The following is a 23,667-nucleotide window of genomic DNA, read 5'->3' on the forward strand; positions in this document are numbered from 1 at the left end:
TGGTTCTCTAAGTTTTAATTATTAATACACATACCAAAGCAATAAATAAACACAGCGAAATACATTTCCACACCATAACTGGATCGCGTTTCATTATTGAACTTTTATTAGCGGTACTTTCTAAATAAGGATTAGGTTTGTTGATATCGTTTATAAACTCAGAAAAAGCTTGGTATCTGAGCTCTGGTTTAGGGGCAAGCGCCTTCATAAGGGCTTGATCTAACCAAAACGGAATATCGGCTCTGTATTTACGAATACTTGTGTAGTGCCAATGGCTGTAATCTTTTGGCGCTACGTGGTTAAGTGGCAGTGGTTTGTAAGGCAATTTTGAGCACAATAACTCGTATGCAATAACGCCAAGTGAAAACAAATCACTTTTAAAATCGGCGTGCATAGTAATAAGTGTTTCGGGTGCGGTGTAGTCGACAGTGCCTTGCGGGCAATCATCCGCAATTTGTTTAACCGACTCGTCCATAGCTGCAACACTTACTGTGCCGTAATCAATGAGCGTTACTTTTCCGTGCGCATCTATCATTACATTATCGAGTTTTAAATCGCGATGTACCATATCGAGTCGCTGAAACGCCCTTAGTGCATGTACTATTTGTTCAATAATACTGCGTACTTGAGTTATTTCTGGGTGCGGCACGTCGTGCTTCCAATCACTGAGTGTTTGCCCGTCCATGTACTCACAAATATGATACAAAAAACGACTTTGCGATTGCGTACTTAGTACTTTCATCACGTTTAAATGGTTTATACGTTGCCCTACCCAACCTTCTCTTATAAAGCCTTGAAGGTAGTGCACATCGTCTTCAAAATTAACCGAAGGTGCTTTTAAAACCACTGGCGGTATATCGGGCGCTTGTTGCACTAAATAAATATGCGAGCGACTACTGGCATGCAATTTACGAATAACCGTGTAGTCATCAATTTTTTGTCCAACATTAAGCGCAGGTGGAATTTTTCGTCGTGTTAGCGAATGATAAAGCTCATCTAACTTTTGCTCGGCAATATTTTCTACTTTTACCAGTAAGCAACTTACGTTGTCGTCACTGCCTCGCGCTAATGCAAGTTCGGTAATTGCTTTAGCTGCATTTTCTAAATTAGTGTGATCTAAATTAACGTGTTCATTAATTAATTTAGCTATATCACTACGTGGGAGCACATCGTGTACGCCATCGCAGGTTAATATATAAATATCGTCTGCTTTTAGGTCAACTTCGTAAACATCTATTTCTTGATGAAGTTGTGCGCCTAATGCACGTGTTAGCGTATCGTTTACTTTATGATCCCGTGTTATCGCCTCTATTTTATTTCCTCGCAAGCGGGTAATACGCGTATCACCTAAGTGAAATATATAACCCGTTGCCGACTTTAAAATAAGTGCTGTAAAAGTGGTCATCCAATCGGCTTGGCGCTGACCAAGGTGATTGTAATTAACCGATTGCGAATACAGCCACTGATTTAAACTCGCTAACACCTTCGACACTGACTTTTTAACTGCCCAACTTTCGGGGGTATTTAAATACTCATTTATAAAATGAGTAACCGAAAGTTGAGACGCTTGTTTCGCATTTTTTGCTGATGAACACCCATCGGCTAAGCAGGCAATAACGCCTTTAGACTCTTTTTCTTGCGCTTTGGTATTAAGGGCTGCAAACGCATCTTGGTTCTCTGCTTTTAACCCTTTAGCGCTGTGGCCGCCAAATGAAACGTTGAGTTCATTTTTTAACGCTTTAGCTTGGAGTGTTTCATCAAACATCGTCAATAATGCCTTAAGTCACTGAAATAAGTTCAACGGTTCCGTCTTCATTTACTTCGGTAATATGTCCGTCTGGTTCTTTCATAAAAAACAGCGCGCCTAAGCCAAGTAATGCACTACCCGCAATAATGAAAAAGAAGGTTTTATAATCAACAAGTGATAATGCCGTTAAGTAAACTACTGCGCCTACATTACCGTATGCGCCTGTCATACCAGCTATTTGCCCAGTTAAACGACGCTTAATTAGTGGTACTGCGGCAAATACAGCGCCTTCACCAGCTTGCACAAAGAACGAACATGCCATAGCTGCAACAACTGCAAGCCATAAAGGCCAAGATGCATCAACTAAGCCCATTACAAAATAACCAACAGCAAGACCCATCGTAAGTACAATAAGTGTTATACGACGACCTAACTTATCTGAAATCCAACCGCCACCAGGGCGAGATGCTAAGTTCATGAATGCGTAAGCAGAGGCTAAAATACCGGCATACACCATATCAAGCGCAAATACATCCATAAAAAACAGCGGCAACATAGAGACAACCGCAAGCTCAGAACCAAAGGTTGTAAAATATAAAATATTTAAAACAGCCACTTGCTTAAATTCATAACGATGCGACTCAGGTACAGGCTCTTTAAAAATATGACCATTTACGTCAAAGGTTTTATACACTTCGTAAATATAAAGTAGGACTAAAAAAGCATACACAGCAATTACAAAATTAGCCGAAATTAGGTTAGCACCGGTTGGCGAAAGCTTCCAAGTAAGTAATGCTAATGCGCCGTACATAGGGATTTTCATAATAAGTAGTAATACAAAGTCGCCTTTACTGGTTACTTCCATTGCGCCTACTTTTTTAGGTTTAAAGTATGTACCGCCTTTTGGCGTATCGGTTACATTTAAATACCAAATAACACCAAATATAACGCTTAATACACCGGTTAAACCTACTGCATAACGCCAGCCATCTTCGCCGCCAAACATTAGTGCAATAATTGGCAATAACATAGCCGCTGCTGCTGAACCAAAGTTACCCCAACCGCCATAAATACCTTCAGCTATACCCAGTTCGTTAGCAGGAAACCATTCACTCACCATACGAATGCCCACAACAAAGCCAGCACCAATAAAGCCTAAAGCAAAACGCGCTATTGCGGCTTGCTCAAATGTGGTTGCCATAGCAAACATAAAACATGGAATACTACAGCTAATAAGTAGTGCCGCATAAACAATACGGGGACCAAATTTATCGGTTAGCATACCCACCACAACACGCGCTGGAATAGTTAACGCTACATTTAAAATTAGTAATGTTTTAACTTGTGCCATGGTGATCCCAAGTGAACCCGCTATGGCACCTAATAAAGGAGCATGGTTAAACCATACAAAAAATGACACAAAAAAGACCATCCAACTTAGATGCAATACTTTCATTTTTCCGCTAAACGATATTAAGTTAAACCCAGAACTCGGTTGCATGTTTATTTTCCTCGTAAACGTATTATTGTTTTATTAATGCCCCACCCTTTTATATGAGTAGCAGCCCAATGTTTGTTAAATTTAAGTTAACCCGATATAGCAATTACTGAGCCACTAATTAAAAACCATAAATTTCATATAGTTACATGCAACAGTTGTTTTTATACGTTATAGTTGCACTATATGAGTGAAGGGCTCTGGGTTGTTAGAGTGCAAATAAAAAGCGTTACTACTTGCTCTTGGATTTAACAACTTGGTATTGTTCAAAAAAAGTATGAGAAGTTTGAAAATGCAAAAAACACCATTAACTTACCAGCAGCAACTGCGCTATTCTCGGCACATTATGCTGCCGCAGCTTGATATAGACGGACAAGAGCGACTATGGCAATCGCATGCTTTAATTATTGGTGTGGGTGGGCTTGGGTGTGCGGTAGGTCAATACTTAGCGGCATCTGGCGTTGGGACGCTTACCTTAGTTGATAACGATGAAATAGACGTGACCAACCTGCAAAGACAAATACTGTATAAAGAAAGTGATATTGGTAGTTCAAAATGCAGTGCTGCTAAAAAACAGCTTAACGCGCTTAATAGTGAAATAGACATAAACACCATTGAGGCATTTTTTGATGCAAGTACCTCTACAGAACAATTATTTAATAACATTGATATAGTGATTGATTGCTCAGATAACCTAGCAACGCGCAATGCACTTAATAGCGCCTGTTTTAAAGCTAAAGTTCCGCTAGTGTCAGGCTCTGCAATACGTATGGAAGGACAAGTCGCGTGTTTTACTATGGATGAAAACAGCCATTGTTATGGCTGTTTATCACAATTTTTTAGTGAACAAACACAAAGCTGCTCAGAATCCGGTGTGCTTTCCCCAATTGTGGGGCTAATAGGCAGTATTCAGGCTACTGAAGCGCTAAAAATGCTTGCTGGCTTGCCAAGTGGCTTAGACAAACATTTATTGCTGGTGGATGGTTTAAGCATGGAGTTTAATCGTTTTAAAATAGCTAAAAACAGTCAATGTGCGGTGTGCAGCATTTAGTTATTCTAGATTACTGATTGTTGTATAAAGCACATCACCCACTTTAAAGTCGTTTTTGTCCCACACTCGTCTTGATGCCAAGCAATACAATGTTTGCCCATCTACATTAAGCGTTAACTGCCATTTATTATTAATAAGCTCAGCCTGAGTTAATACCGACCTTAAAACATTGCTATGCGTTGTTTGCTCAGGCTTTAACGCACTAAACGACATTTGCTCACTTTCTATAATTAGCTTATTACTGCTATCTACAAGTGCAGGAAGCACAAAAAGCGGCTGCTCACTTTGCTGTAATTGTAGTTGATATAGCCCGTAGTCTTCATCAAATTTAACCACATCGTAATTAATTAAGCTCAGCGGTGTTTGCCTGTCGTTTGCGTAAATAGCTTTTGCAACGTGCGCACTTGCACCTTGGTTTATCACCTTCCCTTTATCAAGCTGAATAAGGGTATCGCAGCAAAATAGCAGCTCTTTTAATGAGTGACTTACTATTATAAATTTAATATTAAACTTAACTGCAAACTCGCTAAGTTTAGTGAGCGTTTTAAAACGCAATGACCAATCAAGCGCACTAAAAGGCTCATCAAGCATTATAAATTTCTGACCGGCTAATAGCGTACGCGCAAATACTACACGTTGGCGTTCGCCACCCGATAAGCTTTGTACGTCACGGTTTAGTAAGTCTTGTAATTCAAGCGCTTTAACAACGTATTCTAGCGTTAAGCTTGTTTGTTTATTCCCGCAGTGTTTTTGTGTAAACGCTAAATTACCTGCCACATCTAAATGAGGAAACAACGGGCACGATTGCAACTGAAGCGTAATACCGCGTTTATCGCTTGGCAACTCATGCACTGGCTGATTGTTTACATAAACACTTTTTGCAGGCTCTAAACCGCTAATACAACGCAGTAATGTTGACTTACCCGAACCGGAAGGTCCGTAAACACCCAATACATTAAACGACTCAAGCTCAAGGTTTATATCTAAATCAAAATTATTGAGTGCTTTAAAAAGGCTTAACTTAATCATGTTATTGCTTAACCCCTACAATGCTTTTATTAAACTTAAATAACAGCACCAAACAGGCAAACGAAATAGCCAGTAAAATAAGTGAAAGCTGATGCGCCGCTGTATAATTTAACGATTCAACATGGTCATAAAGCGCAATAGACACCACCTGTGTTTGCCCCTGAATATTACCGCCAATCATTAATACCAAACCAAACTCACCCAATGTATGCGCAAAGCCTAAAGCAAATGCGCTACCAATACTGGGTTTTAAAAGCGGAATAATTAAATGCACAAAGCGTTTAAACGGGCTTAACCCAAGCGCAATGGCTGCTTCGTTATAGGTTTGATTAATATGCTTAAACCCAGCCACAAGAGGCTGCATTACAAAAGGCAGCGAATAAAAAAGCGAGCCAATAACCACTCCCTGAAAACTAAACGCAAGCTGTGTACCCGTTAGCCAAAACCAAAACTGCCCAAAAGCGTGATCAGGCGAAAACAAAACAAGTAAGTAAAACCCTAATAACGTAGGCGGCAGCACTAAAGGCATTGCAATTAATGCCTCTAAAAATGGTTTAAATTTACCGTTATAGCCAGCGAGCTTGTAAGCCAGTGGAATACAAAAAACAAGAAGGAGTACTGCGGTTATAAAGGCAAGTTTTATAGTTAACCACAGCGCGGTTAAATCACTTTGAAGCATTGTTGTCCTTTATTCTGTAACCTAATTCAATTAACTGCTGCTGCGTAGCCTGCGTCATTAAAAATTGCATGAGTTGCTTAGCGCTAGCACGCTTTTTAGTCGAGCTAATAATAACGCCTTGTTGAATTATATCGGGATATTGATTGGTAGGCAGCACGGTATAATCTAAATATTTTTGATCTTGCGTGTTACTGTAAGCCGCCTTTAGCGATGAAACAGCCACCAGCCCTACTCCTACATTACCGCTTTCAACAAACTGAAAAGCATGCGTAATGTTATTACCGTACACATAATTTACTGGCTTTTTAAAATGGTTATTAGCGTAGTGCTCTGAGGCACGCCCGTATGGTGAAAAACGTGGATTAGCAATGGCTACTTTATCATTTACTTTTTCAGCTTTGGGTTGCCACAAAGCAAGTTCGCCTAACGCGTAAGTGATTAAGCTACTTTGCTCGGCATAACCTTCTTTAATAAGTGATTGCGGTCGAAAATCGTCGGCCGATAAAAACACATCAAATGGCGCACCATGCACTATTTGCGAATATAAAACACCGCTAGAAGCGGCTGATATTTTCACGTCAACATTAGGTAATGGGGATTTTTTTAGTAGGGTTTGCAATACAGTTTTAAAATTACTCGCTACGGCTACTTGCAGCGTTTCTTTTGCGTTTACACTGCACGAAAGCATGCATGCTATAAGCAAAAAATAACCCAACCATGTATTGTAAAGCTTTGACATTATAAGTATTGTTTCAAAATAAAATGATTTAAGTAAGCAATATATATGAACGATGTTTGCAATGCACCCGGTTTATTGCCAATTGAAACTGCAATACAAAATATACTTGGCTCAATAACGCCAGTTAAAGACGTTGAAACCATCACTATAATGCAAAGCGTTGATCGCGTTTTAGCAAGCGATGTTAAATCAACTATAAACGTACCAGCTCATAACAACTCTGCAATGGATGGCTATGCGCTATGTATTTCAGATAAAAGCTTAACCTATACACAAGTAGGTAGCGTGTTTGCGGGGCAAGTTTTTGAAGAAACGCTTACCCCAGGGCAATGCGTAAGAATAATGACCGGCGCCGCCATTGCACCAGGCGCTAACGGCGTTGTAATGCAAGAAAACGCCTCGGTTGATGGCGATAAAATTACGTTTACTGCGCAACCAGAGCTAAATGAAAACGTGCGTTTTGCTGGCGAAGATATTGCAATCGACGACGTTATTTTAAAAGCAGGCGATAAATTAAAGGCCGTTGATGTGGGGTTACTTGCATCTTTAGGAATTGCCAATATAGACGTGGTAAGAACCCTAAAAATAGCCGTGCTTTCTACTGGCGATGAGCTAATAGAACCTGGTCAGCCTCTTAAGCAAGGCGCTATTTTTGAAAGCAACCGCGCTGTTATTATTAGTGCGCTGCAACAAAAAAATATAGACGTGATTGATTTAGGAATTATTCCTGATGACAAAGAACTCATCACTAATGCATTTTTAAAAGCGAACGAACTTGCCGATGCCGTAATAAGCTCAGGCGGTGTATCGGTTGGTGAAGCCGACTTTACTAAAGAAGTGCTCAACGAAATTGGCGAAATTCACTTTTGGAAAATAGCCATGAAACCAGGCAAACCTTTTGCCTTTGGTAAACTAAGTAACAGTTACTTTTTTGGCTTACCAGGTAACCCTGTGTCGGCTGCTGTTACGTTTAATCAGTTAGTAGAGCCTGCACTGCAAAAGCTGTCGGGTCTTGGTGAAGTAAACCCTAAAATGCGTTTTAACGCGGTTACTACATCCGTTATTAAAAAGCGCCCTGGCAGAGCTGACTTTCAACGCGGTACAGCAACAATTAACAAGCAAGGTGACTTGATGGTTGCCCCGTTTAATAAACAGGGCTCGGGTGTACTTTCGTCGCTTAGTAAAGCTAACTGCTTAATTGTAGTGCCAGCACAAAGCGGCAATATCGAAAAAGGCGCAACAGTAAGTATTGAGTTGCTATAAGCCTAAAATGCTACAGCTAACTGTATAATTTAGCTGTAGCGCTGCTGCAAACCTTAAAATATTTTTATATTTAATGTTTGAATTAAACAATTTAACTTTTCGCTGTGTCCTACAAACTCTTCTTTGCTCAATCTATTAACACACTTTAGCGCATTTTTAGTCGCAAAGTATCTATCATAACTTAGGCTTCTTTCGCATTTAACACTATACGTTGAGGGCCAAGAGCCACCAGCACCTGTTGCTACTCCAACAACATTACATGTAGCATCTTTATACTGCTCCCATGCTGATATTTGCGCTTTAACTGCATCAACTTGGTAATCATCAGTTAGTTGCGGGTAGATTTCATCCATCATTTTACTGATTTTAGTTTTGTATCTATTGCCCTCTAAATTATAAATATTGCCGGTGTGCATTGCACCGCCTTCTGGCCAACCATCAGCGCTTTGTGCAAATGCGCCAAATGATGAAATAGCAAAAGCAAACCCAATAATAATTTTATTCATTTTAAATCCTTTTAATAGTTACCAGATACCTGTAAAAAAACGCCTATAAAAAATGCCGCTAAGCTTAACTGAGCGGCATTTTATTATTCAATAAGCTTTTAAAGAGGTCTATTTAAAAACCAAATATTTTTAAATCAAAAAACTTAGTCGCCACTGTATTTATAAATATCACAGCTAGAATGACAGGAATAAACGTTGAAAGTGAAAAGTTAACGTACTTTTCCATCAAGCTTCCCGCATAATTAGGCGAACCTAAGCTTAGCTCTTGTGTTAAGCGTGCTTTTTTCCAGCGGTACATTACAAACAAACACACCATTAAGCCATTAAGCGGTAAAATTGTGTCGTAAAATACATCAACAATAATATCAAAAAAGCTCTTATTAACGCCGCCATAACTGGTGAACGAAGTAAGGCTGTCAATCATACCAAACGACATTGTACATAAAATAGTAAGTACACCGGTTGAAAGTGTAAGGATGCCCAATGCTTTTTTACGGCTAATACCTTTACGGTCACTTAGTGTTGCTGTCGGTACTTCTACTATTGAAACAAGTGAAGTAATCGCTGCAAAAAATACTAATAAGAAGAATGAGAACGCAACAATAGACGCACCTACATAACCAATATCATTTTGCAGTGCTAATAATATTTTAGGTAGGTATACAAAAATCATTGATACAGACGAGTCAGAAAGTGCTGATGGGTCTGTGTTTGGATCAAAGCTAAATATAGCGGGCAACACCATTAGGCCCGCTACAAATGCAACGAGTGAGTCTGTAATAGCGACCATTTTAGCGCTACTTACAATGTCATCCTTTTTAGAAATGTACGACGCGTAAGTCATTAATATACCCATACCCAGCGATAGCGAGAAAAACGCTTGGCTTAATGCGCCATTAAGTACACTTGCACTCATCTTAGAAAAATCAGGAATAATGTAGTATTTAACACCGGCCATTGCGTTATCAAGCGTTAATACATAAGTAACTAAAGCAAGTAGCATGAAAAGTAAGGCTGGCATTAAAAATTTAGCGGCTTTTTCTATGCCTTGTTTAACACCCCCTAATAAAATTAAGTTAACAATAATAACCACAACGGCCATATAACCAAACACAGTGTAACTATTAATAAAAACACCAAAGTGGCCAGGATCTGCAAGTAAATCTAAATTACCGAGGCCTGTTTGCGTTAAGTAACCAAAAATCCAAACCGTAATTACCATATAAAACACAGCAATCATAAATGGTGTAAGCACCGCTAAAAAACCTGCTAGCTTCCATTTTTTATCGTTAGTAGATAATAGCTTGTACGAACCAAGTGGATCTTTTTGAGCGTTACGACCCATTGCCATTTCAGCCATCATGACTGGTAAACAAATAAATACGACAAATAAAGCGTAAATTAATAAGAATGCGCCACCACCATTTTTGGTAGCAGAAACCGGAAAACCAACTAAATTGCCAATACCAACAGCCGAACCTGCCGCTGCCATTATGAATCCGAGACGGGAACTAAATCGTTCTCTATTTTCGCTCATGCATAAAACCTTTTTATTATTTTGTATATTTCAGCGACTCTACCAGTGTTACACAGAGATTTTCAAGCAATTACAGCTTAAAAATAAAATCGAAGTGTAAACCTGTGTAAATACGCTTTTAATTCACCAATTTTCAACGCTGTGGTAGTATTGCGTTAATCAAATTTAACAATTTTTATGAGATTCCTTATGTTGTACATGATTCACTCAACAGACGTTGAAAACAGCTTAGAGCTTAGAAAAGCAGCACGCCCGGCACATTTAGCACGCCTTAGTGAGCTTGATTCACAAAACCGTTTATTAACTGCGGGTCCGTTTCCGGCAGTCGATAGTGAAGATCCTCAAGAAGCAGGTTTTACCGGTTCATTAGTTGTTGCTGAGTTTGAGTCAATAGAAGCAGCTCGAGAGTGGGCAGCAGCTGACCCTTACGTTGCTGCTGGCATCTATGAAAATACAATTGTTAAACCTTTCAAAAAAGTGTTCCCTGCTTAAAAGTGTATTAAACCCTAAGAGCGTGTGTTGCACTGTAATTCAGGGTTTGTTCACAAGATTTTAATTAAAATTACTGAGATAAAAGCGAATTTAGCGTTTTTACTTGAATTTTAGTAACTTAGTTAATTAAACTAAGTGGGTCTGGTCTAGGAGTTTTCCATTATGCGCGTATTATTAAGCCTCGGTTTTATTGCTTGTGTTAGCTTAGCTAACTTTGCTCAAGCAGCGACGGCCACCCAAGCATCTCATGCTGAGGTGGACAAAAAGAAAGCCGTAATACTTGCAAAGAAAACAATAGGCGGTAAGACCTTAAAAATTACCGAAAAAACAGATTTTTATACCGTACGAATACTCAAATCTGACGGCCACGTCGTTGATTTACATATAAATAAAAAAACCGGCGAAGTGAAAAAGGATTAACAAATGCGAATTTTAGTTATTGAAGACGATTTACATTTAGCAGATAACCTACGTAATGCTTTAGAAAAAGAACGTTACAGCGTGGATTTATGTCACGATGGTGAAGCAGGTCTTTTCCACATTACAGAATACCCGCTTGATATGGCCGTAGTTGATTTAGGTTTACCTAAAATAGACGGTATTGAGCTAATCAATAAAGCACGAGCACAAGGCATTACTATCCCTATTTTAATCTTAACAGCGCGCGATCGCTGGCAGGATAAAGTAGAAGGTTTAGATGCAGGTGCAGATGACTACCTTACTAAACCATTTCATGTTGAAGAACTTATTGCACGTTGTAATGCATTAATTCGTCGCAGTGCTGGTAAAGCAAATCCAGAAATGACTGCGGGTCCAATTAAAATTCATACACGTTCACAACAAGTATGGGTTGATGATAAAGAACTTAGCCTTACAGCTTACGAATATAAAGTACTTGAATACTTAATGGTAAATCCGCAAAAAGTAATTTCTAAATCAGAACTTACTGAGCATATTTACGACCAAGATTTCGACCTTGATTCAAACGTAATTGAAGTATTTGTACTACGTTTGCGTAAAAAGCTTGACCCTGAAGGCGTACTAAACCCAGTAGAAACACTACGTGGGCGTGGTTACAGGCTTAAAAGCCAGTGGTAATACCGCAAATATCGTTAAAAATAAGGCAAGGATTTATCCTTGTCTTTGTTTTATTAGTCGCACTCCCTATCTTATTTTATTCAATTGGCAAAGCGTATTACGCTTCACTTGTTGATGCGACAGAAAAAACCCTCGAGGCACAGCTCTACTCGCTAATATCTGAAGTCGACTTTACTGAGCATGGTATTATTATGCCCAGCACTATTTTAGCGCCTGAGTTAAACAGATTAAATTCAGATACCTACGCAATGATTTACCGCGATGATGACCCTGTTTGGAACTCAGAATCGGCTGTAAATTTAAACTATGTACCTCAACAAATAGAGACCAAAGCAGGTGCCGCCGACTTCAGGCGCGTGGAGTATAATAATACCGCGTACTGGCAACTTAGCCTGACTGTAATTTTAAACAACATAGATCAATCAGAACAAGCTCGCTTTATATTAGTCAAACGTAACGACGCTCTACTTCGTATAATGGATGGCTTTAAGCAAACCCTTGTAGATTGGATGTTTATCATGGGGATTGCAATTGCAGGCCTAATGGCGATTGGTTTCATTTGGAGCGCTCGCCCACTCCAACGACTCGATAAAGAAATAAAAGCGATTGAATCGGGTGATATTCAAGAAATTAAAGGCCTCTACCCTGTAGAGCTGCAAACAATAAAAGCAGACCTAAACTTGCTACTTGAGTCGCAACAGCGCCAAAAAGAGCGCTACAGAGCCTCATTAAGCGACCTTGCTCATGCACTTAAAACACCGCTTGCAGTACTAAAATCAAGTCCATTGGCAAACGATGCCGATGCACAAGAACAACTCGACCGAATTAATGTGATGATCGAGCACCAATTAAAGCGTGCTGCAACCGGTGCATCAGACACGTGGAAAAAGCAAACCCCTATTAAGCCAGTACTTGATTCAATACTCAGTGCTATGGCAAAAGTATACCGTGATAAAGATATTATTTTTAACTGCACTGTAACTGAAAAAGATTACTTTTTAGGTGACCAAACAGATTTAATGGAATTACTCGGTAACTTGATTGATAACGCCTGTAAAGCGTGTCGCTCGCAAGTAGAAATACAAGTAATCCAAAGTAAAACTCTGTGTATTGGAATTAGCGATGATGGCCCTGGTGTGCCAGAGGATAAACGTGAATCTTTACTTACACGTGGTACTCGCCTCGATACATACGAAAGCGGACACGGCGTAGGCATGGCGATTGTATCTGATTTAGTTAAGTCGTATAACGGGACGCTTACCATTACCGATGCTGATAACTTAGCCGGCGCTCAATTTATTTTAGAGTTTAATTACAATGACAAAAAGTAACTATTTATTAAAACTAACTGCCATTGTGCTATTAGCTACAAACCAGTACAGCTTTGCAAATGAAGCATGTACTTTAGCCGCTAAAGCAACAACCGATGAAGCTAAGCGGTATATTCAATGCCTAGATAGCCAGATTGATAAAGCAAAGCAAGCACAAGGCAGTTGGATACAAAAGCGCAAATATGAGCTAACTAAATCACAAGAAAGCACAGGTAATACGCAAGTACTGCCGTTATTTATGCGCAGCATTAAAAATAACGAAAAGTACCTTGAGAGCGCCTGCCAATGGCGTTACTTAATAAAACTTCCTAATGCGACAACAGCGGCCATTAGCTATAAACTCTGTGAAATAGAGCTTATAAATCAATTTACAGAATCACTAAAACACCCATTTTAACGTAACTTAGGCAAACCAAATTAGTTGCGTTTGCAGCTCTCTCTAGCCTACTTGACAATTATTTACATCAAAACAAACTATCTACTAGTAGATTGCTAAAAACTAATGAGTTAATAAATGACTAAACCAGTAATTATTATAGGTGGCGGACTTGCTGGCTTATACAGTGCATACAAGTTGCAAATACTTAATATTCCTTACTTATTACTGGAAGCTAAATCGCAATTAGGCGGCCGAATTTTTGCTGCGCAATCACCAATAAATAACGATGTTAGTTTTGATTTGGGTCCTACGTGGATATTTCCTCACCAACCAAAAATCCAAGCTTTAGTAAAGTCACTCCACTTAAGTATATTTGAGCAATACAACAAAGGTGATGTGTTATATCAAGCACCTAACGCCAAGCAGCCTCAACAAATTGCAGGTGCTGGAGATATGCAACTATTTAGACTCAAACACGGCATGAATACCTTAATAACTGCCTTATACGAGCAACTTAATCCTGATTCAGTGTTATTGGAACACAATGTCACTGAGCTTAAAAAAGGTGATAATAACTGGCAAATTACGGTTAATCACTTAGGTAATATAAAGCACCTTACTACTGAAAAACTAATTTCAGCTATTCCTGCTCGTATGGTTACAACACACTTAACACCTGAACTATGGGCTACTCCAACGCTCATAAACCGCCTTAGTAGTGTACCTACATGGATGGCAGGACAAGCCAAATTTATAGCTACTTTTGAACATGCATTTTGGCGTGATAAAAACTTATCAGGACAATGCTTTAGTCGCGTAGGCCCAATGGTCGAAATTCACGATGCCAGTGCTGAAGATGGCAATTACGCCGCATTATTTGGCTTTATAGGTGTGCCCTACTTATCACGAAACCAAGTAACTAAAGAGCAATTAATTCAAGCCTGTGCCCAACAGCTTAGCTATTTTTATGGTAAAGATGCTGAAAAGGCAACGGGGTATTTTATTAAAGACTGGGCAGACGATAAGTTTGTAGCTAATAGAGACGATCAAACTCAACCTTCGCAGCACCCAGAATTTGATTTTTCAGGCTTAGATGAGCAATTAAATAACTTGAACATTCGTTTTGTAGCGAGTGAGTTTGCAAAACAAGAAGCAGGATATTTAGAAGGCGCAATAAACGCGGTGGATGACGCTATTAAATTGTTTGTTAATTAATAGCCCTGTATTTACTGATAACTTAACCATCAAGGGCTTTAATTTTACAGCCCTTGATAGTTATAGATGTTAGTTATTTTTAGCAACGTCTTCGCCACTGCCTAGTAGAGTGGCAACCCACTTACCTTCTGCACTGGCTTCTAAGCCTATTTTCACAATCATCGTTAATGGCACAGATAAAAGCATACCCACAGTACCTAATAACCAACCCCAAAATATTAATGATAAAAATACCACTAATGTTGAAAGGCCCAGCCCTTTGCCCAAAAACTTAGGCTCTACAATATTGCCCATTACCGTATTTATTGTTAAATAACCTGCAGCAACCAATCCCGCAATTAACGGACCTTGAGTAATAAGCGCAAGTAATACAGCCGGTACAGCCGCAATAATTGACCCAATATTAGGAATGTAATTGAACATAAATGCCAATACCCCCCACAGCACAAAGTAGTCAACGTCTAAAATCCATAAGTAAAACGCAGCAATAATACCCGTACCTAAACTTACTAGTGTTTTAATTGCCAGATATGAATTAATAGACTCTAAAAAGCGGTCAATTTGCTTCATTTTGCTATCGGGATCTTCAAGTGCCATGTGTATTTTTTTGCTCAGCATTGGCCCTTCAAACAACATAAAAACAACGGTTAAAATAATTAAAAACATGTTTGCCATTACGCCACCTAAACCGGTGAGCATATTAGTGGCTACATCAACCATTTTACCTGGGTCGAACATATTGATTAACTGTTCTTTATTAATCAGTATGTTGTATTGAGATGCTAAATCTACAAGCCATACAAATTCTTCTTTGAGTTGTGTTTTATACTCAGGAAGTTGCTGCGAAAAATCGTTTATTGATTGCCCTACAAGCCCGCCAAGGCTTACACCTAAGCCAACTATAATAAGCACTACCAACATAACAGCAATGCCTTTAGGAATTCGGTAGCGCGCAAAAAACTTGATAAGCGGATTACAAATAATGGCAATAAACGCCGCCAAAATAAACGGAATAATAATTACACTTGCCGCTTTTATCCCCGCGAGTACGACCACTAAGGAAGCAAAAACTATTAAGCTTTTATTTACTCCAGTTAAACTTGCCAATTTATTAATCCTTTTATTAATTATATGGCTTTAGTGTAAGGCAAAAGGTAATTAAATGAAATAATTACGAAGTGATCATAAAAGCCTGTTTTACGTATAAATTTGCAAAGCTGTTTGCTAGCGAGTATGTTTTTTAATCACTTGCTACTATTTTATTGTAAGGATTAATAATGCATATATTTGTTACTGGCGCGACGGGATTAATTGGTAAGCACTTATGCCCTTTTTTACTTCATCATAATACTGTTACTGTGCTTAGCCGAAATCCGACTAAAGCAAACGTATTATTGGGCCATAAAGTTAAAGCCGTAAGCAATGTTAATGCAGTTGATTTTAACACTGTTGATATTGTTATTAATCTAGCTGGCGAGCCTATTGTAAATAGGCGCTGGAGCGACAAACAAAAGCAAATAATACGCGACAGCCGTATTGGTGTTACACAACAAATTAGCGAAGCTATTAAAGCTTGTAGCACTGCCCCGCATACTTTTATATCTGGAAGCGCCGTTGGGTTTTATGGTCGACAAAATAGTAACCCTATTGATGAAACTTTTGAAAACCCACACGACGAATTTAGCCACCAGCTTTGTAAAGACTGGGAAAACGCAGCGCTACTCGCGCAATCAGAGCATAGCAGAGTGTGCCTTTTGCGCACGGGTATTGTTTTAGCTAAAAAAGGTGGAGCATTAAGTAAAATGCTACCCGCTTTTAAATTGTGTTTAGGCGGCCCAATTGGTAATGGCGAGCAAGGAATGTCGTGGATACACATCGACGATATGATTCAGCTAATACTCTTTATTATTAAGCATCCAGAAATATCTGGCCCTGTTAACGCAACTGCGCCAAATCCTGTAAGCAATGCTCAATTTGGTAAAAGCTTAGGCGAGGCGTTATCGCGACCTGCATTTATCACTATGCCCACTGCAGTACTTAAACTATTAATGGGTGAAATGTCAGACTTACTAACAACGGGACAATTTGTAGTCCCTAAAAAGGCGCTCGTTCATAATTATCGTTTTCATCATCCTGATATTAAATCAGCTTTAGAGAGTTTGGTTTAGCGGGCGTTAATAATTCTTGAGGTAAAATATAAAAATTGAAAAAGCAATCCTTTTAACTGAATTGACCTTTTCTTATTAATACATAATAATTACAACAGTTAGTTAAATATATATTTCATCATTTTATAATAAAGAGAATAAATCATGTTTCATTTGCCTACTGTGATCTTCTTCTCTTTTATCCTTAACTTATTCATAAGCTTATTTTTTCTCTCAATTTATAAATATAAAAAACAAACATCTTTTTTATTATTTGGTTTAGCCTGTGCCACATTCGCATTAGCCGAAATACTAGCATGTTTGCGCTTATTCATAGATCTACCTTTAATAACCCACTATTTAGCTAGTGTTTCAATGATAACTAGCCCACTTTTAATTATTATTGGACTATATAAGTACAAAAACGTACAAAATATCAGCTTAATGCCTCTTTACTGCATATTTGGTTTTTCTGGTTTATTGTTATTGGCAATTTATCCTTTCGGTGCAGCAAAAATGCTAACGAGTTTAGTAATTGCCGGATTATTTATTTACACAGCGTATTTAATCAAAAGCATGAGCTTTGTTGCTAAAGCCCAGAAAAAGGCGTTAATTACCTGCTTTTTAGTGCACAGCGGTGTTATGTTTTTAAATGCTATATTTCTATCAATACCGGTACTGAGCTCGAGTATTCAAGATGTAGCAACGCCTTTACAAATTGTGCTTATTAGTCATTTACTATTAGCCACTCTAAGTGCTCTTATACTGCCATTTTTGTTATTTTCTAATAGTGAATACACGCTATCGAACCTTGCCAATACCGACTCTCTTACACAGTTATTTAATCGCAGAGGTTTTTTTAACAACGCCAAAGCAGTCCTTAAACAGCCTAATAACAATGATATAAATGTATCTATAATTATTTTAGATATCGACTTTTTTAAGCATGTAAACGATAAGTACGGCCACGACACGGGCGATCAAGCAATTAAATGGATTGCGCAGCACATAAAAGAGCAATTTATTGATGAGGGTATTTGCGCCAGAATAGGCGGTGAAGAATTTGCAATATTACTACCAGACTATTCCCTACGAGCAGCTAAAGAATATGCAGAGCACTTACGTGAAAATATTTCTAAGCATCCGTTTTATTATCAAAACGCGCATATAAAACTATCTGTGAGCGCGGGAGTGAGTCACTCTGTAAATGGTAAAATGAGTGTAAAAGACTTACTGTCGTTGGCTGATAAACGCCTTTATCTTGCTAAAGAAACCGGCAGAGATAAAGTAGTTAGCTTTGACGAAAAAAACCTCTTAATGCAGTGTTAATTATTTTACAAGCTATTATAAAAAAGGTTCTTCCTATAAAAACGTGGTAACCCTTTGTATTTATAGTGACTTGTTCCTTTTTAGTTATATCAATTAGCTCAAGTATTTATGCAGGTTAGTATTAAACCTCTACATAAAAAAAGCCCTTCATTCGAAGGGCTTTGGTATACACACAATAGAGTTAATAAACTACTTACATGAAAGTGTAGCTTCGCCTGCTTTATTTGGCACAAACTGAATATTAGCCACAGAAATTGATGCTTTACCATTGCTGCGTAAGCTAAATGGGCTTGTTAGGTTTGCAAAATTAACACCCTTATCAGCAAAACAACCTAAATCGATTGATACTGACTGCCATTTATTCTCAATGGTTTTATCCACTACGTTTGCTAAATCAATGCTTGCACCACATTCACCCGAGCAAGTCATAGCAAGTGCTATATCGCTCGTTAGTGCTTCGTTTAATTTAATATCAAAGCTAATCACACTATCGGCTTCAACGTAGGCAATGGTATCTTCTGCAAAGCTTGTTACTATTTCAGCACTGGCTTTTTCTGCACCGCTAAAGCTAAATTGGCGAGCGTCTTCTTGTACTATTTTGTCCTCAGTTCGGTATTTAATTGCACCAAATTCATGAGTACTACTCGATACATCTAAAAGCTCATTGCCCGATTTTAACAATAAGCGCCATGGTGCTACAGGTGCACCAACAAGTATATCCATACTCGTAAGCCCTGAGTTATCAAGTTTAGAGTCTTCATCAAGGTCGTCAGCTAATACGTTTTTATCGCCGTACGTTAAACCAAAACCATAAGGGAGTAATGGGTCGTAATTTTCATCGCCTTTATTAACTGCAGTTTGTACCGCTGATTTAGGCCAAGAAAACGATAATTTACCTTTAAAGTTATTTTGAATGGTGCCGTCTGCCGCTTTTAATAAAACATCAGCAATACCTGCGCCTTCTGTACCTGGCAACCATGCAGCTACAAACGCGTCAGATGCGTTAAGTTCGCTGTTAACCCACATAGGTCGACCTGATATAAACACCGATACAACAGGGATACCTTGCTCTTTTAGCGAGCTTAAAAGTGCTAATGACTTTTTATTTCCGCGCTCAAACTCAAGGTTATCTTTATCGCCGTGCCCTTCTGCGTAAGGTTCTTCACCAAATACAACAATGGCAACATCAGGACGTTGATCAAACGTACCATCAGCACTTAAAGTAACACTTCCACCTGCTGCAGATATTTGTTCTTCAAGCCCTTTGTAAATTGACGTTGCTCCAGGGAAATCAGCATTTTTATTATTAGTCCCCTGCCACGTAATACTCCAACCACCCGACTGTTTACCTATATTATCAGCACCATCACCTGCAACAAGTACGCGTTGATTAGCTTCGATAGGTAATAGGTTATTTTTATTTTTAAGTAATACAAGCGATTCGCGCACAGCTTGACGTGCGACTTCGCGATGCTCTTGCGCGCCAATAAGTTCTGTTTTACCCGAGTAAAGACGCTTAGCCGGACTTGGTTTATCAAATAAACCAGCGCGAAGTTTTACGCGTAATATTCTGCTCACTGCATCATCAATACGCGACATACTAATTTCGCCTGACTTAACTTGCGCAATTGTATTGTTATAAAGTGGCTTCCAGGCACCTGTTGGCACCATAAATATATCGAGGCCTGCATTAACGGCTTGTGCACAGCTTTCGTTAGTACAGCCTTTAATTTGCCCATGACCATTCCAATCACCCACTACAAAGCCATCAAAACCCATACGTGTTTTTAATACATCTGTAAGTAAGTATTTATTGCCGTGATTTTTAACGCCATTCCAGCTATTAAAAGACGCCATAACCGATTGGCTACCCGCAGACAAACCACCTACATAACCTTGGGCATGAATATCAAATAGCGACTGTTCGCTATCTATATTATTTCCCTGATCATCCCCATCAACGGTGCCGCCATCGCCAATAAAGTGCTTAACCGTGCTAATAACACGCTTATCACTTAAAAAGTCGCCATCGGCTTTACCTTGCAATCCATTTACAATCGCTGCTGAGTAATCGTGAACAATCTTTGGATCTTCAGAGTAGCCTTCGTACGTTCTGCCCCAGCGATCGTCGCGCACTACGGCAACTGTGGGTGCAAATACCCAATCAATACCCGTAGCCATTACCTCTACTGCAGTAATCGATGCTATTTTCTCTATTAAATCTGGGTTATTCGCCGCGCCTAAACCAATGTTATGTGGAAAAAGCGTCGCGCCAATTACGTTATTATGGCCATGTACTGCATCGGTGCCCCACATAGTTGGGATACTACTGCCATCAACTGAGTCATCGACAGAAGCTTGATAAAAGCTCTCTGCTAAGGCTACCCAGTCCATTGGTGTTGCATGTTTGTCGCCATTAGGGAATGCGCCACCGCCATTAAGATATGAACCAAAGCCATATTTACGCATATCTTCAACGGTAATATCACGAATTTCTGGCTGAATCATTTGAGCAACCTTTTGCTCAAGTGTCATGGCTTTTAAATAGTTAACTATTTTAGCTTCAATATCGGCATCTTTTTTAACGGCAATATTAAGTTTTGGCCAAATTTGCGCTGTTTTAGATAACGTTTCATTAGTTTCAACCGATGTTACTGCGTCGTTTGAACAAGCCGATAAAGTACCTACTGATGCAATTAATGTTGCTAAGGCTATTTTATTAAGTGTAAAAGGGGTTTTCATTATAGAGTCTCCTGCGCTTGAACTGGTTTGCTACCGCTTAAACCATAGAACACGATAAATATGTAACATAAAATAGGTAAAACATACGAAAGTTGAACACCCACACTATCAGCAAGTGCACCTTGTAAAAGTGGCACTATTGCACCACCCACAATCGCCAAACACAAAATACCAGAGCCTTGAGCTGTATGTTTGCCAAGTCCATTTAACGCTAAACTAAAAATAGTGGGGAACATAATAGAATTGAATAAACCAACCAATAGTATTGACCACATTGCTAATTGACCCGACGTGCTCATGGCAATAACGACTAAGATAATAGCCATGGTCGCGTTAAAGCCAAGTACTTTACCAGCGGGTAATTTTTGCATTACAGCAGCACCAATAAAACGCCCAACCATAGCACCACCAAAATAATAAGTGATGTAATGAGCTGCAACATGCTCTTTTAGCCCTGCTATATTTTCTTGTGCTAAAAAGCTTACTAAAAAGCTACCAATTGCCACTTCTGCGCCAACATACATAAATATACCCACAGCACCTAATGTTAGGTGACGGTATTGCCATGCACTGCCTTCAATTGTTTCTGAATTTTTAGCCGCTTCTTTTTGCTCGCTCATAATGTCTGGCAATTTAAGCCATGCAAAAATACCGGCTAGTAAAATAAGCATTGCAGCTAAAAGGAGGTAAGGAAGTTGTACTGATTCTGCATTTTGTGCCGGTGTTAAAAAGGCATCCGACGCTGAGTCCAGAATTAACAGAGCACCAAATGATGGCGCAACCGTAGTGCCTAACGCGTTAAAAGCTTGAGTAAGCGTTAAACGAGACGACGCTGTTTTTGCAGAACCCAACAAACTTACATAAGGATTTGCAGATACTTGTAATAACGTTATGCCACTGGCAAGTACAAATAAAGCGAATAAAAATACAGGATAACTATGTAAAGACGCTGCTGGGTAAAATAAGACACACCCTACTGCCGCAATTAAAAGCCCAACCACGATTCCTTTTTTATAACCAAGCTTTTTAACAATGTGTCCACTAGGGAGTGACATTAAAAAGTAAGCGCCAAAAAAGCAAAACTGCACAAGCATTGCTTGTACATACGTTAAATCGAAAACCGCTTTTAAATGCGGAATCAAAATATCATTTAAGCAGGTAATAAAACCCCACATAAAAAACAGTGAAGTTAAAGATGTAAGTGCAAAACCATAGTTTTTATCTTGGTGGTTTTGCGACTGTGTGTGTGATGTCAGTGGTGCTGAACTAGCCATGTGCTCTCCGCAATTTATTATTATAAATTGACCTTCAGTAAGTAATTAATACAACCCCCGCTAAGGCGCAGTATTTAAGAGTTGACCTGAAGATTAATTAACATTAATCTAAAAATGTAAGCGCTTTCACGGCTAATTAAATACGAACATGTTACATATTTCAACAACTTTTATTTTTAATAATGTTTTGTACCCGCTGAAAGTCAGTAAAAATAAGCGCTAAGCGTGCAATTAAGTTCTCAAAAAGGTTTGTAACCAATGACAAAAATATCATTACCATTTAATTCACCTCTATTAACAAAAGACTTTGTTTATGGTGTAGCTACAGCATCATTTCAGATAGAGGGCGGATATGAGCATCGCTTACCGTGTATTTGGGATACCTTTTGTAGTACTGCAGGTAAAATTGCTGACAATTCACATGGTCATATTGCCTGCGATCATTACAATAATTGGCAACAAGACATAGATTTAATAGAGTCTCTAGGTGTTGATGCTTACAGGCTTTCTATTTCATGGCCTCGCGTGATGACTCAAGACGGAAAGTTAAATCCTGTAGGCGTTAAGTTTTATACTGATATTTTAGATGAGCTAAAACAAAAAAATATAAAAGCCTTTGTTACTTTGTACCACTGGGATTTACCGCAACACCTTGAAGATGAAGGCGGCTGGCTCAACAGAAAAACTGCTTACGCATTTGAGCAATACGTAGAACTAATTACTAACGCATTTGGAACTCGAGTGTATTCGTACGCTACATTAAACGAACCCTTTTGCAGCGCGTTTTTGGGTTACGAAATTGGCATACATGCCCCAGGCCTAGTCGGCAAGCAGTATGGTAAAAAAGCAGCTCATCACTTATTACTCGCTCATGGTCTGGCCATGAACGTGCTAAATAAAACATCGCCTAATACTCAAAACGGCATTGTGCTTAACTTTACACCCGCATATCCACTTACCGATAATCAACAAGACATAGACAGTGCCAAATACGCTGATGACTACTTAAATCAGTGGTACATGAAACCAATAATGGATGGTAAGTACCCCGATATAATTAACCAATTACCAAGCGATCATTTACCAGACATACACCCTGGTGATATGGAATTAATTTCTCAGCCAATTGATTACTTAGGCATTAACTTTTATACCCGCCAAGTTTATAAGGCGCATCCTACTGACATTTATGAACCCATTGCACCAACGGGTCCGTTGACTGATATGGGATGGGAAATTTATCCGCAATCGTTCACCGACTTGCTCGTATCGCTAAATAAAACATACACCCTACCGCCTATTTATATAACAGAAAATGGCGCAGCCATGCCCGATACATATAATAATGGTGAAGTTAACGACTTAGATCGTTTAAATTACTATAATGATCACTTAAATGCGGTTCATAATGCGATTGAACAAGGTGTTGTTATAGATGGCTACTTTGCTTGGAGCTTAATGGATAACTTTGAGTGGGCAGAAGGTTATTTAAAACGTTTTGGTATTGTGTATGTAGATTATAAGACGCAGCAACGCACCATTAAAAATAGTGGCTTAGCTTATAAAGAACTCATCTCTAAAAGATAAGAGTATACCCACAACTAAAAACAA

21 protein-coding genes are annotated in these 23,667 nt (G+C 38.9%); 11 read left to right on the forward strand and 10 right to left on the reverse strand.

Annotated elements, in window-relative coordinates; genetic code table 11:
- Nucleotides 1-7 precede the first annotated feature (7 nt).
- Together QL995_RS07820 and QL995_RS07825 are read right to left on the reverse strand one after the other, a co-directional pair.
- Nucleotides 8-1,765, reverse strand: a complete 1,758-nt coding sequence (locus tag QL995_RS07820) for a bifunctional protein-serine/threonine kinase/phosphatase (protein WP_290293910.1) — start codon at nt 1,763-1,765, stop codon at nt 8-10.
- Nucleotides 1,766-1,778: 13 nt separating this feature from the next.
- Nucleotides 1,779-3,248, reverse strand: a complete 1,470-nt coding sequence (locus QL995_RS07825) for a NarK family nitrate/nitrite MFS transporter (RefSeq protein WP_290293911.1) — start codon at nt 3,246-3,248, stop codon at nt 1,779-1,781.
- Between the two features lie 289 nt (nt 3,249-3,537).
- Here QL995_RS07825 and moeB point away from each other — a divergent pair, with 289 nt between their 5' ends.
- Nucleotides 3,538-4,296, forward strand: coding sequence for a molybdopterin-synthase adenylyltransferase MoeB (gene moeB, locus QL995_RS07830; protein WP_222713813.1), 759 nt, complete (start codon nt 3,538-3,540; stop codon nt 4,294-4,296).
- On the opposite strand, the gene QL995_RS07835 is transcribed toward moeB, so the two are convergent.
- Genes QL995_RS07835 through modA form a run of 3 tightly spaced genes read right to left on the reverse strand, consistent with a single transcriptional unit; the run spans nt 4,297 to nt 6,743 of the window.
- On the reverse strand, nt 4,297-5,325 hold the full coding sequence (locus tag QL995_RS07835; protein ID WP_290293912.1) for an ATP-binding cassette domain-containing protein: 1,029 nt from the start codon (nt 5,323-5,325) through the stop codon (nt 4,297-4,299).
- Between the two features lies 1 nt (nt 5,326).
- Nucleotides 5,327-6,004: a molybdate ABC transporter permease subunit gene (gene modB / locus QL995_RS07840; protein WP_002959821.1), complete on the reverse strand. Its 678-nt coding sequence runs from the start codon at nt 6,002-6,004 to the stop codon at nt 5,327-5,329.
- On the reverse strand, nt 5,991-6,743 hold the full coding sequence (modA, locus tag QL995_RS07845) for a molybdate ABC transporter substrate-binding protein (protein ID WP_290293913.1): 753 nt from the start codon (nt 6,741-6,743) through the stop codon (nt 5,991-5,993). The genes modB and modA overlap by 14 nt, the downstream gene beginning before the upstream one ends.
- Nucleotides 6,744-6,788: 45 nt before the next feature.
- Here modA and glp point away from each other — a divergent pair, with 45 nt between their 5' ends.
- Nucleotides 6,789-8,006 (forward strand): gephyrin-like molybdotransferase Glp, encoded by a 1,218-nt coding sequence (gene glp, locus QL995_RS07850; protein WP_290293914.1) that lies wholly within the window; start codon nt 6,789-6,791, stop codon nt 8,004-8,006.
- Between the two features lie 53 nt (nt 8,007-8,059).
- On the opposite strand, the gene QL995_RS07855 is transcribed toward glp, so the two are convergent.
- Nucleotides 8,060-8,512, reverse strand: a complete 453-nt coding sequence (locus QL995_RS07855) for a hypothetical protein (protein WP_290293915.1) — start codon at nt 8,510-8,512, stop codon at nt 8,060-8,062.
- Nucleotides 8,513-8,624: 112 nt separating this feature from the next.
- The gene (locus tag QL995_RS07860; RefSeq protein ID WP_024590912.1) at nt 8,625-10,049 is read right to left on the reverse strand and encodes a sodium-dependent transporter; all 1,425 of its coding nucleotides are present in this window, start codon (nt 10,047-10,049) and stop codon (nt 8,625-8,627) included.
- A 189-nt stretch (nt 10,050-10,238) separates the two neighbouring features.
- Between QL995_RS07860 and QL995_RS07865 the strand changes: the two genes are divergently transcribed.
- The 6 genes from QL995_RS07865 (at nt 10,239) to QL995_RS07890 (ending at nt 14,564) form a co-directional block, all read left to right on the forward strand.
- Entirely contained in the window at nt 10,239-10,541 is a 303-nt protein-coding gene (locus tag QL995_RS07865; RefSeq protein ID WP_010552536.1) for a YciI family protein, read from the forward strand.
- Nucleotides 10,542-10,703: 162 nt separating this feature from the next.
- Nucleotides 10,704-10,961 carry a PepSY domain-containing protein gene (locus QL995_RS07870; RefSeq protein ID WP_002959808.1) on the forward strand — a complete coding sequence of 86 codons (258 nt, stop codon included), beginning with the start codon at nt 10,704-10,706 and terminating at the stop codon, nt 10,959-10,961.
- Between the two features lie 3 nt (nt 10,962-10,964).
- Complete coding sequence (locus tag QL995_RS07875; protein WP_007375447.1) at nt 10,965-11,639, forward strand: response regulator transcription factor; 675 nt, start codon at nt 10,965-10,967, stop codon at nt 11,637-11,639.
- Nucleotides 11,633-12,970: an ATP-binding protein gene (locus QL995_RS07880; RefSeq protein WP_222713809.1), complete on the forward strand. Its 1,338-nt coding sequence runs from the start codon at nt 11,633-11,635 to the stop codon at nt 12,968-12,970. Before QL995_RS07875 ends, QL995_RS07880 begins: the two co-directional genes overlap by 7 nt.
- A complete protein-coding gene (locus QL995_RS07885; protein ID WP_197150851.1) occupies nt 12,957-13,367 on the forward strand; it encodes a hypothetical protein in 411 nt (136 codons plus the stop codon). Before QL995_RS07880 ends, QL995_RS07885 begins: the two co-directional genes overlap by 14 nt.
- 117 nt (nt 13,368-13,484) lie before the next feature.
- On the forward strand, nt 13,485-14,564 hold the full coding sequence (locus tag QL995_RS07890) for an FAD-dependent oxidoreductase (protein ID WP_290293916.1): 1,080 nt from the start codon (nt 13,485-13,487) through the stop codon (nt 14,562-14,564).
- Nucleotides 14,565-14,633: 69 nt separating this feature from the next.
- Here QL995_RS07890 and QL995_RS07895 read toward each other — a convergent pair whose 3' ends face one another.
- Entirely contained in the window at nt 14,634-15,671 is a 1,038-nt protein-coding gene (locus tag QL995_RS07895) for an AI-2E family transporter (protein WP_007585280.1), read from the reverse strand.
- Between the two features lie 170 nt (nt 15,672-15,841).
- Here QL995_RS07895 and QL995_RS07900 point away from each other — a divergent pair, with 170 nt between their 5' ends.
- Complete coding sequence (locus tag QL995_RS07900) at nt 15,842-16,732, forward strand: TIGR01777 family oxidoreductase (protein WP_290293917.1); 891 nt, start codon at nt 15,842-15,844, stop codon at nt 16,730-16,732.
- A gap of 354 nt (nt 16,733-17,086) precedes the next feature.
- Nucleotides 17,087-18,040, forward strand: coding sequence for a GGDEF domain-containing protein (locus QL995_RS07905; RefSeq protein WP_290293918.1), 954 nt, complete (start codon nt 17,087-17,089; stop codon nt 18,038-18,040).
- Nucleotides 18,041-18,229: 189 nt separating this feature from the next.
- Here the strand turns inward: QL995_RS07905 and QL995_RS07910 are convergent, their stop codons facing one another.
- Nucleotides 18,230-20,782 carry a glycoside hydrolase family 3 N-terminal domain-containing protein gene (locus QL995_RS07910; RefSeq protein WP_290293920.1) on the reverse strand — a complete coding sequence of 851 codons (2,553 nt, stop codon included), beginning with the start codon at nt 20,780-20,782 and terminating at the stop codon, nt 18,230-18,232.
- Nucleotides 20,782-22,056, reverse strand: coding sequence for a sugar MFS transporter (locus QL995_RS07915; RefSeq protein WP_290293921.1), 1,275 nt, complete (start codon nt 22,054-22,056; stop codon nt 20,782-20,784). The genes QL995_RS07910 and QL995_RS07915 overlap by 1 nt, the downstream gene beginning before the upstream one ends.
- A gap of 258 nt (nt 22,057-22,314) precedes the next feature.
- Between QL995_RS07915 and QL995_RS07920 the strand changes: the two genes are divergently transcribed.
- The gene (locus QL995_RS07920) at nt 22,315-23,643 is read left to right on the forward strand and encodes a GH1 family beta-glucosidase (protein ID WP_007585304.1); all 1,329 of its coding nucleotides are present in this window, start codon (nt 22,315-22,317) and stop codon (nt 23,641-23,643) included.
- The last annotated feature ends 24 nt before the right edge of the window (nt 23,644-23,667 follow it).

Source organism: Pseudoalteromonas sp. APC 3358, assembly GCF_030408075.1.
Taxonomy (GTDB): domain Bacteria; phylum Pseudomonadota; class Gammaproteobacteria; order Enterobacterales; family Alteromonadaceae; genus Pseudoalteromonas; species Pseudoalteromonas arctica.

Excerpts from the sequence above, each read along its gene's own strand:
- QL995_RS07820 (WP_290293910.1), bottom strand. The coding sequence starts at position 1,765 with ATGTTTGATGAAACACTCCAAGCTAAAGCGTTAAAAAATGAACTCAAC.
- QL995_RS07825 (WP_290293911.1), bottom strand. The coding sequence starts at position 3,248 with ATGCAACCGAGTTCTGGGTTTAACTTAATATCGTTTAGCGGAAAAATG.
- moeB (WP_222713813.1), top strand. The coding sequence starts at position 3,538 with ATGCAAAAAACACCATTAACTTACCAGCAGCAACTGCGCTATTCTCGG.
- QL995_RS07835 (WP_290293912.1), bottom strand. The coding sequence starts at position 5,325 with ATGATTAAGTTAAGCCTTTTTAAAGCACTCAATAATTTTGATTTAGAT.
- modB (WP_002959821.1), bottom strand. The coding sequence starts at position 6,004 with ATGCTTCAAAGTGATTTAACCGCGCTGTGGTTAACTATAAAACTTGCC.
- modA (WP_290293913.1), bottom strand. The coding sequence starts at position 6,743 with ATGTCAAAGCTTTACAATACATGGTTGGGTTATTTTTTGCTTATAGCA.
- glp (WP_290293914.1), top strand. The coding sequence starts at position 6,789 with ATGAACGATGTTTGCAATGCACCCGGTTTATTGCCAATTGAAACTGCA.
- QL995_RS07855 (WP_290293915.1), bottom strand. The coding sequence starts at position 8,512 with ATGAATAAAATTATTATTGGGTTTGCTTTTGCTATTTCATCATTTGGC.
- QL995_RS07860 (WP_024590912.1), bottom strand. The coding sequence starts at position 10,049 with ATGAGCGAAAATAGAGAACGATTTAGTTCCCGTCTCGGATTCATAATG.
- QL995_RS07865 (WP_010552536.1), top strand. The coding sequence starts at position 10,239 with ATGTTGTACATGATTCACTCAACAGACGTTGAAAACAGCTTAGAGCTT.
- QL995_RS07870 (WP_002959808.1), top strand. The coding sequence starts at position 10,704 with ATGCGCGTATTATTAAGCCTCGGTTTTATTGCTTGTGTTAGCTTAGCT.
- QL995_RS07875 (WP_007375447.1), top strand. The coding sequence starts at position 10,965 with ATGCGAATTTTAGTTATTGAAGACGATTTACATTTAGCAGATAACCTA.
- QL995_RS07885 (WP_197150851.1), top strand. The coding sequence starts at position 12,957 with ATGACAAAAAGTAACTATTTATTAAAACTAACTGCCATTGTGCTATTA.
- QL995_RS07890 (WP_290293916.1), top strand. The coding sequence starts at position 13,485 with ATGACTAAACCAGTAATTATTATAGGTGGCGGACTTGCTGGCTTATAC.
- QL995_RS07900 (WP_290293917.1), top strand. The coding sequence starts at position 15,842 with ATGCATATATTTGTTACTGGCGCGACGGGATTAATTGGTAAGCACTTA.
- QL995_RS07905 (WP_290293918.1), top strand. The coding sequence starts at position 17,087 with ATGATAACTAGCCCACTTTTAATTATTATTGGACTATATAAGTACAAA.
- QL995_RS07910 (WP_290293920.1), bottom strand. The coding sequence starts at position 20,782 with ATGAAAACCCCTTTTACACTTAATAAAATAGCCTTAGCAACATTAATT.
- QL995_RS07915 (WP_290293921.1), bottom strand. The coding sequence starts at position 22,056 with ATGGCTAGTTCAGCACCACTGACATCACACACACAGTCGCAAAACCAC.
- QL995_RS07920 (WP_007585304.1), top strand. The coding sequence starts at position 22,315 with ATGACAAAAATATCATTACCATTTAATTCACCTCTATTAACAAAAGAC.